At 57.0% G+C, this 7147-nt stretch carries 9 protein-coding genes and 1 pseudogene; 8 read left to right on the top strand and 2 right to left on the bottom strand.

The genetic code is table 11. The annotated features are described in order from the left end of the window. Positions 1–68: 68 nt before the first annotated feature. The 7 genes from ACXRVY_RS13040 (at position 69) to ACXRVY_RS13010 (ending at position 4756) form a co-directional block, all read left to right on the top strand. The gene (locus ACXRVY_RS13040; protein ID WP_223459962.1) at positions 69–638 is read left to right on the top strand and encodes an electron transport complex protein RnfA; all 570 of its coding nucleotides are present in this window, start codon (positions 69–71) and stop codon (positions 636–638) included. Then, complete coding sequence (rsxB, locus tag ACXRVY_RS13035) at positions 635–1648, top strand: electron transport complex subunit RsxB (RefSeq protein ID WP_223459960.1); 1014 nt, start codon at positions 635–637, stop codon at positions 1646–1648. The genes ACXRVY_RS13040 and rsxB overlap by 4 nt, the downstream gene beginning before the upstream one ends. Continuing rightward, positions 1635–2621, top strand: coding sequence for an RnfABCDGE type electron transport complex subunit D (locus ACXRVY_RS13030; RefSeq protein ID WP_223459958.1), 987 nt, complete (start codon positions 1635–1637; stop codon positions 2619–2621). The genes rsxB and ACXRVY_RS13030 overlap by 14 nt, the downstream gene beginning before the upstream one ends. Continuing rightward, positions 2618–3229: an RnfABCDGE type electron transport complex subunit G gene (locus tag ACXRVY_RS13025; protein ID WP_223459955.1), complete on the top strand. Its 612-nt coding sequence runs from the start codon at positions 2618–2620 to the stop codon at positions 3227–3229. Before ACXRVY_RS13030 ends, ACXRVY_RS13025 begins: the two co-directional genes overlap by 4 nt. Next, positions 3222–3806, top strand: a complete 585-nt coding sequence (locus tag ACXRVY_RS13020; RefSeq protein ID WP_458237525.1) for an Rnf-Nqr domain containing protein — start codon at positions 3222–3224, stop codon at positions 3804–3806. Before ACXRVY_RS13025 ends, ACXRVY_RS13020 begins: the two co-directional genes overlap by 8 nt. A 25-nt stretch (positions 3807–3831) precedes the next feature. Beyond that, the gene (nth, locus tag ACXRVY_RS13015) at positions 3832–4470 is read left to right on the top strand and encodes an endonuclease III (RefSeq protein WP_223459951.1); all 639 of its coding nucleotides are present in this window, start codon (positions 3832–3834) and stop codon (positions 4468–4470) included. A 106-nt stretch (positions 4471–4576) separates the two neighbouring features. Beyond that, positions 4577–4756, top strand: a complete 180-nt coding sequence (locus ACXRVY_RS13010) for a PA3496 family putative envelope integrity protein (RefSeq protein ID WP_458237524.1) — start codon at positions 4577–4579, stop codon at positions 4754–4756. 80 nt (positions 4757–4836) lie between these two features. Here ACXRVY_RS13010 and ACXRVY_RS13005 read toward each other — a convergent pair whose 3' ends face one another. Continuing rightward, positions 4837–5463: a response regulator transcription factor gene (locus ACXRVY_RS13005; RefSeq protein ID WP_008053528.1), complete on the bottom strand. Its 627-nt coding sequence runs from the start codon at positions 5461–5463 to the stop codon at positions 4837–4839. A gap of 471 nt (positions 5464–5934) precedes the next feature. Between ACXRVY_RS13005 and ACXRVY_RS13000 the strand changes: the two genes are divergently transcribed. Then, on the top strand, positions 5935–6639 hold the full coding sequence (locus tag ACXRVY_RS13000; protein WP_223460065.1) for a hypothetical protein: 705 nt from the start codon (positions 5935–5937) through the stop codon (positions 6637–6639). A gap of 149 nt (positions 6640–6788) precedes the next feature. Here the strand turns inward: ACXRVY_RS13000 and ACXRVY_RS12995 are convergent. Next, positions 6789–7147: pseudogene (locus ACXRVY_RS12995) on the bottom strand (argininosuccinate synthase); the annotation flags it as partial.

Here is a 7147-nt window from a genome sequence, read left to right as displayed (position 1 = left end):
CCATCGTCGGAACGCCGCCCGGACCAAGCTCGCTCCTACAAAAACTACTGTTCCTGCCGGCACGAACAATGACCGAAATCCTGCTTACGCTCATCAGCGCTGCCCTGATCAACAACCTCGTGTTGCACTGGCCGTTGGCCGTCGATCCGTTGCTGGTCGGCCAGCACCGTCAGGTCCATGCCTTGGGCATTGCGACGACGTGCCTGATGCTGGTCGTGGGCATGCTCGGCTACGCGCTCTATCACTGGCTGTTGGTGCCGCTGCAATTGACGCCGTTGCGTCTGTTTGTGTTTCTGCCATTGAGCGTGCTGCTGATCAGCCCGTTGCTGAAGTTTCTGGCGCGGTTGTTTTCGACACTGCCGTTTGAAGGCCTCTGGCCGTTGCTGCTGGGCAATGCCGGCGTGCTCGGCGTAGCCTTGCTCAATGCTCAGGAAGACAAGGGTTTCTTTCACGCCACAGCCTTGGGCCTCGGTGCAGGGCTKGGCTTCTGGCTGGTGCTGAGCCTGTTCGTTGATTTGCGTGAACGTACGGCCGGCAACGATGTTCCCCTGCCCTTTCGCGGCCTGCCGATCGACCTGATTGGTGCCGGCCTGATTGCAGTGGCTTTTCTCGGATTCAGCGGACTGATCAAAACATGAGTCTGATTCAACGCATCGACGCACTCTTGCCGCAAACCCAATGTGGCAAATGCGGCCACCCCGGGTGCAAGCCGTACGCCGAAGGCATCGCCAGCGGTGAGCCGATCAACAAGTGTCCGCCCGGTGGCAAGGAAACCATCGCGGCCCTGGCCGAGTTGCTGAAGGTGCCGGTGCTGGAACTGGACATCACTCGCGGCTCGGCACCTGCGCAGATCGCCTATATCCGCGAAGCCGAGTGTATTGGTTGCACCAAGTGCATTCAGGCCTGTCCGGTCGATGCCATTGTCGGTGCAGCCAAACTGATGCACACGGTGATCATCGATGAGTGCACCGGTTGCGATCTTTGCGTGGCACCGTGCCCGGTGGACTGCATCGAAATGCGCCCGCTGCCAATGGACACCGTATTGCCGGTTGTCGGGGGCCTGGCCCTCACACCGCAAGCACGGCAGGCCCGCACCCTCAAGCGCGATCACGCACGGCGCAGCTTCGAACAACGCAATGCCCGCTTGCAGCGCGAAGAACAACAGAAAATCGCCGAACGCCAGGCCCGGCAACGTGCCGCGCAACCTGCCGAGGCGGCTGTCGACCCGGTGCAGTCCGCCCTCGAGCGTGTTCGCGCACAGAAAGCCGCCAATGCCGATGCCGCGCTGAAAAAGGCGAAAATCGATGTCGCGATGAGTCGGGCGCAGCTGCAAAAATCGCTGAAGGCGTTCGGGCATCCGCCAACCTTCGAACAGCAATCGCAGTTGATCGTCCTGCAACAGCAGTTCGAAGCCGCCGAACAAAACCTGGCGCAACTGGAAACCATCACCCCACCAGCCCCTGCGCCGGCGGTCGCAGCGGTGTCGTCAAATGACGCCGATCTGAAACGGGCCAAGATCCAGTTGGCCATGCGCCGCGCCGAACTCAAGAAGGCTCAGGCCAGTGCAGCACCGGCGGAACAAATCGAAGCCCTGGAGCGCGCACTCGGTGAAGCCGAACGCCAGGTGGACGCCCATGCCAGCCCTTGAAGCGGTTGATGATCGCCTGCAACAGGCGATGAAACTGGTGCTGCTGGCCACGCTGCCAGGAATACTGGCGGCGTTCTGGCTGTACGGCTGGGGCGTGTTGATCAATCTGGTTCTGGCGACCGCTGCTGCGCTGGCCGTCGAGGCCGCCGTCGTGCAATGGCGCAGGCGGCCGCTACAACCAACCCTGAGGGACGGTAGCGCGTTGGTCAGTGCCACCTTGCTGGCTCTGGCGCTACCGCCTTACTGCCCATGGTGGCTGACCCTCAGTGCTGCCGCTTTTGCCATGGTGTTTGGCAAGCACTTGTATGGCGGTGTCGGCTCGAATCCTTTCAACCCGGCGATGCTCGGTTTTGCTCTGGTGCTGGTGACCTTCCCCCAACCAATGACCCATTGGCCATCGTCCCATGGCATGGATCTGCCGAGTGGTTTGCAGCAAGTGTTCGGTGTCGGCCAGGCGCCGGATGCATGGGTGCAGGCCACGGCACTGGACAGTCTGCGGATCAACAAAAGCCTGACCATGGATGAACTGTTTGCCGGCAACCCGGCATTCGGCCACTTCGGCGGCCGGGGAGTGGAATGGATGAGCCTGGCGTTTCTGGCAGGTGGATTGTTTCTCCTGCAACGGCGGGTGATCAGTTGGCATGCCCCGGTCGGCATGCTGGCCAGCCTGTTCATCATCAGCTTGCTGTGCTGGAACGGGTCGGGCTCCGACTCCCATGGTTCACCGCTGTTTCATCTGCTTAGCGGCGCAACCATTCTGGGGGCGTTCTTCATCATCACCGAACCGGTGTCCGGCGCCAGAAGCCCAGGCGCGCGACTGCTGTTCGGCGCTGGCGTCGGACTGCTGACTTATCTGATCCGTACCTGGGGCGGCTATCCGGACGGCATCGCCTTTGCCGTGCTGTTGATGAACCTGTGCGTGCCGGCGCTGGAGAGGTTCGTGGCGGCCAGACAACAGCCGGAGGCACCATGAGCCGGACGTCAAGCATCGCGCTTCTAGTGCTTTTGACCGCACTGGGCCTTGGTGTGACGTACTTCGTGCAGCTCGGCAGCGCGCCGCGCATTGCAGCCGAACAGCGCCTGATCGACAGCCGTAATCTGCTGGACCTGATCGCGCCGGACAGCTACGACAATCAACCACTCGAACACCCCATCAGGGTCGAATCAACTGCCCTGACCAACAGCGCCTTGCTCGGTGGCTATCTGGCGACCCGGACCGATCAACCCGTCGCAGTGTTGCTGCGCAGTCAAACCCTTGGCTACGCGGGTGCCATCGACCTGTTGATCGCTGTCGACGCCAATGGCAGGTTGCTGGGCGTCAAAACCCTCAAACAGTCGGAAACCCCTGGACTGGGTGCGCGGATCGCCGACTGGCCCAATGTCTGGCTTCAGGTTTTTTCCGGCAAGTCTCGAACAGAACCGGGCGACAGTGGCTGGGCGTTGAAAAAGGATCAGGGGCAGTTCGATCAGATTGCAGGTGCGACTATCACCTCAAGGGCGGTGATCAATGCCGTCCACGATGCGTTGCGCTACTTCGATGAACACCGGCAACAACTGCTCGGAAACCCTGCCCATGGATAACTCATCGACTCCGCGCAACGCCTTGATGCTGACGCCGCTGATCGGCGCTAGCGAGTCGCTGATGGCCGCACTTGGCCTGTGCCTGATGTTCATGGTAGTGACCCAGTTGTTCAGCCTGGCCATGGGCGCCCTGCGATCCCGACTGGTCCCGGCGAACCGTTTGCTGGCCAGCATCCTGTTGGCAACCACGCTCACCAGTTGCGCGGAACTCATGGCACAGGCCTGGTCGCTGCAATGGCAGCAGCATCTGGGGTTTTATGGCGCTTTGATCGCCTTGYAATGCGTCGTACTGGAACACACGGGATTCTTTCAGAACAGCTGGCACACACGCCTGCGACTCAATGGACAGTTTGTCGTGCTGATGATCGCACTGGGCCTGCTGCGCGAACTCATCGGCAACGGGACACTCGGAAATCACCTGGCGTGGCTGATCGGCGCTACGCAAACTGACTGGCAAGGCTGGGTACTGATGGCCGATGGCGGGCTGCGCCTGGCCACATTGGTCCCTGGCGGGTTCATTCTGCTCGGATTGCTGATCGCCGCCTGGCAGGCCTGGCGACCCAGCTCCACACATTGATCGTCTTCGAGGAAACGCACTGCCCATGAATGCCGCAAAACGTCTGGAAATTTTCCGCAGGCTGCACGAGGACAACCCGGAACCAAAGACCGAACTGGCCTATTCCTCACCGTTCGAATTGCTGATTGCCGTGATTCTCTCGGCGCAGTCGACCGATGTCGGCGTCAACAAGGCCACAGCCAGGCTGTTCCCGGTCGCCAACACCCCGGCAGCGATCCATGCCCTGGGTGTCGAAGGACTGTCGGAGTACATCAAGACCATCGGTCTGTACAACAGCAAGGCAAAAAACGTGATCGAAACCTGCCGCCTGCTGGTCGAGCGCCACGCCGGTGAAGTGCCACAAACCCGCGAAGAGCTGGAAGCACTGCCCGGCGTCGGCCGCAAAACCGCCAATGTGGTACTCAATACGGCATTCCGTCAGCTGACCATGGCCGTCGACACGCATATCTTCAGGGTCAGCAACCGGACTGGCATTGCTCCCGGCAAGAATGTGATTGAAGTCGAGAAAAAGCTGATGAAATTCGTGCCCCGGGAGTACCTGCTCGACTCCCATCACTGGCTGATCCTTCACGGCCGCTACGTTTGCCTGGCCCGCAAGCCCCGATGCGGGAGCTGCCGGATCGAGGACTTGTGCGAATACAAGCACAAAACCTCCGACGATTGAGGCGCTATTAGGTTTATTGAATTGTCGATTGAAAAAATCTTTTTTACCCGCCGGGAGATTGTCGATATAAGGAGCGCCAAAGGCCTTCTTAGCCTGGAGTAACTAAATGAGTACTGGCAAAGAGCAATTGGACGTAGAAGACGACTTCACCACCGCCGAAACCGATGACGCTGAGCYGGTGGTTGAAGCAGCGAAAACTAATCTGAGCAAACGCCGCACCATCGACAATCTGCTGGAGGAGCGCCGACTGCAAAAGCAATTGGCCGATTACGATTTTGACTTATGACACCTGAGAGCCTCCCGAAACGGAGGCTTTTTTTCAAGTGCCATACTCTGGTGGACGCCCCTTGTCGCACAATTACGTCATCACACCAGACCATTGCGTTGTGCCAACTCGATCAAATCGACCAGAGACCTCGCATTCAGTTTGAGCAACAGGCGGGTCTTGTAAGTACTGACTGTTTTATTGCTGAGAAACATTCCATCGGCAATCTCTTTATTGGTCTTTCCTCGGGCCAACTGTTGCAGGACCATCATTTCCCGCCCCGACAATCGATCAACCATATCGGCCTCGCTGGCGTTCCCCAAACTGCAACGCACGGTATGCAAGGCTTGATTAGGAAAGTAACTGTAGCCTGACAACACGGCCTTTATCGCACTGAGCAACTCCGTCAGGTCTTGTTGCTTGCAGACATAACCGGCCGCACCGGATTGCATGCAACGCATTGAAAAATGCCCCGGCGCCTGGGAAGTCAGGATCAGAACTTTCATCGGCATTGAGGTCGAAGACAAACGCGCGATGACTTCCAACCCGTCCAGCTTCGGAATCCCGATATCCAGAATGACAATATCCGGCATAAGTTCACGGGCCAGTTGCAGTGCATCCACACCATTATCGGTTTCTGCAATAACTTCGTAGCCATGACGTTCCATTAGCATACGTACCGCAAGACGAATGACGGGGTGATCATCCACGATCAGCACTTTATTCATGGGCAAGTCCAATTTTCGCTGTTCGAATTTTTAGAGCCCGCACAATAGCCTAGTCGTTTCACCCATGGCATGTCGCCCCTCCCAGCCACCCACACCAAGAGACATCCCCTACAAACAACACGGATTCCTCCTACAAAAATCCCTCGAACGGAATGAGTTGAAAACTGTGTCAGCGTCAGTGTGTCGCACTTTCCAGCCGTCACCTCTATCGATTTACGACCAAAATTTTCCGAGAGCCCGCCTGAGCGGTCGCGCCCTGACAAACATAAGCCTCTACCCCCTGTTAAAACGTAACTGATATTTTCGCACTAAACATTCACACCAGAAATATCACACATCAGGCATCCAATTACTCTTACAGCAAATAATATTTTTTGAGCAATCATTAAAGCACCACCAACACCCAAAGAACCGAAGAAAACACAACGACCACTACATAAAACCATTCGAAAAAGACAATAGAGCATGAATATGGAACATAATAAAAAACGAATCACCAACCCGATGACAATTATCGCGATATTCGCAGCACTCTCTGAGACATCGGCAGCCATTTCTCTACCCTTCCTCGACCAAGAGGAAAGAGAACTCTATGTCTGGTTTCTGATCAGCTTTCCGTTTTATTTACTTTTGCTTTTTTTCGTGACACTCAACTTCAACTACAAATCCCTTTATGCGCCCTCCGACTTTGAAAAAGGAAAACACTTCATGAGGGTCATGGATGTTGCCGGGCGGCCGGAAAAAAAAACGTCCGGGAAGTCCTCTGGGAGTTCCGCTCTGGAAACGTCGACGAATGACCGGCGGTCAGCTCGGACGCCCTGCGGCGCACAGGGCCCGCCAACGGAAATTGGCCTGCAAAGCACCGTATTTGTTCAGCATCGACTTCAGTTACCGGAGTTTATAAAAGACCTGTACATCGTGGATGCACGCTGGATGAGCAAGGAGGTCGAGTTTGGAGCGCTGCTGGAAAACCTCCAGAGGCCACGGGAAAAGACGGCGTACGTGATTCTGTTTGTCACCTGTGCCGTTTCGGAGACTTTACTGAAAGCCAGTGCGCTTAAATATTCAAAGCAGGCCAGGAAGCGCTGTGCCGCCTTTTATGTTGCCTACAATCTGGACTCGCACAGGTTGTCGGTCATTGATCAGGCCGGGCAACCGGCAAACAACAATGTGTAGTACAGGTCAGACCATTGGAAGGAGAAAAACAGGAAATCATCAGGGCAAACGAAAACACCCGACAACGTAGCAACTGGCGTCACACCCCGTTTTCAGGTACCTGACCTCATCGAGGACGAGGTCAGGTATCCATCACGATCTCAAAGGTCTCAGAACAGCTTCCGGCCTTTATTCGCCGCAATGCGCATGCGCAAGGCGTTGAGCTTGATGAAGCCCGCCGCATCCGCCTGGTTGTACGCGCCGCCATCTTCTTCAAAGGTCGCGATGTTGGCGTCGAACAGCGAGTCGTCGGACTTGCGGCCAGTGACGATCACATTGCCCTTGTACAGTTTCAGGCGCACAACGCCGTTCACGTTGACCTGGGACGCATCGATCATTTGTTGCAGCATCAGACGCTCAGGGCTCCACCAGTAGCCGGTGTAGATCAGGCTGGCGTACTTGGGCATCAGCTCGTCTTTGAGGTGCGCCACTTCGCGGTCCAGGGTGATCGATTCGATCGCACGGTGGG

It is taken from the genome of Pseudomonas sp. P5_A2_2 (assembly GCF_054177685.1).
Note: the sequence above shows the minus strand (reverse complement) of the source record. Positions and strands in the feature narration are given on the sequence as shown.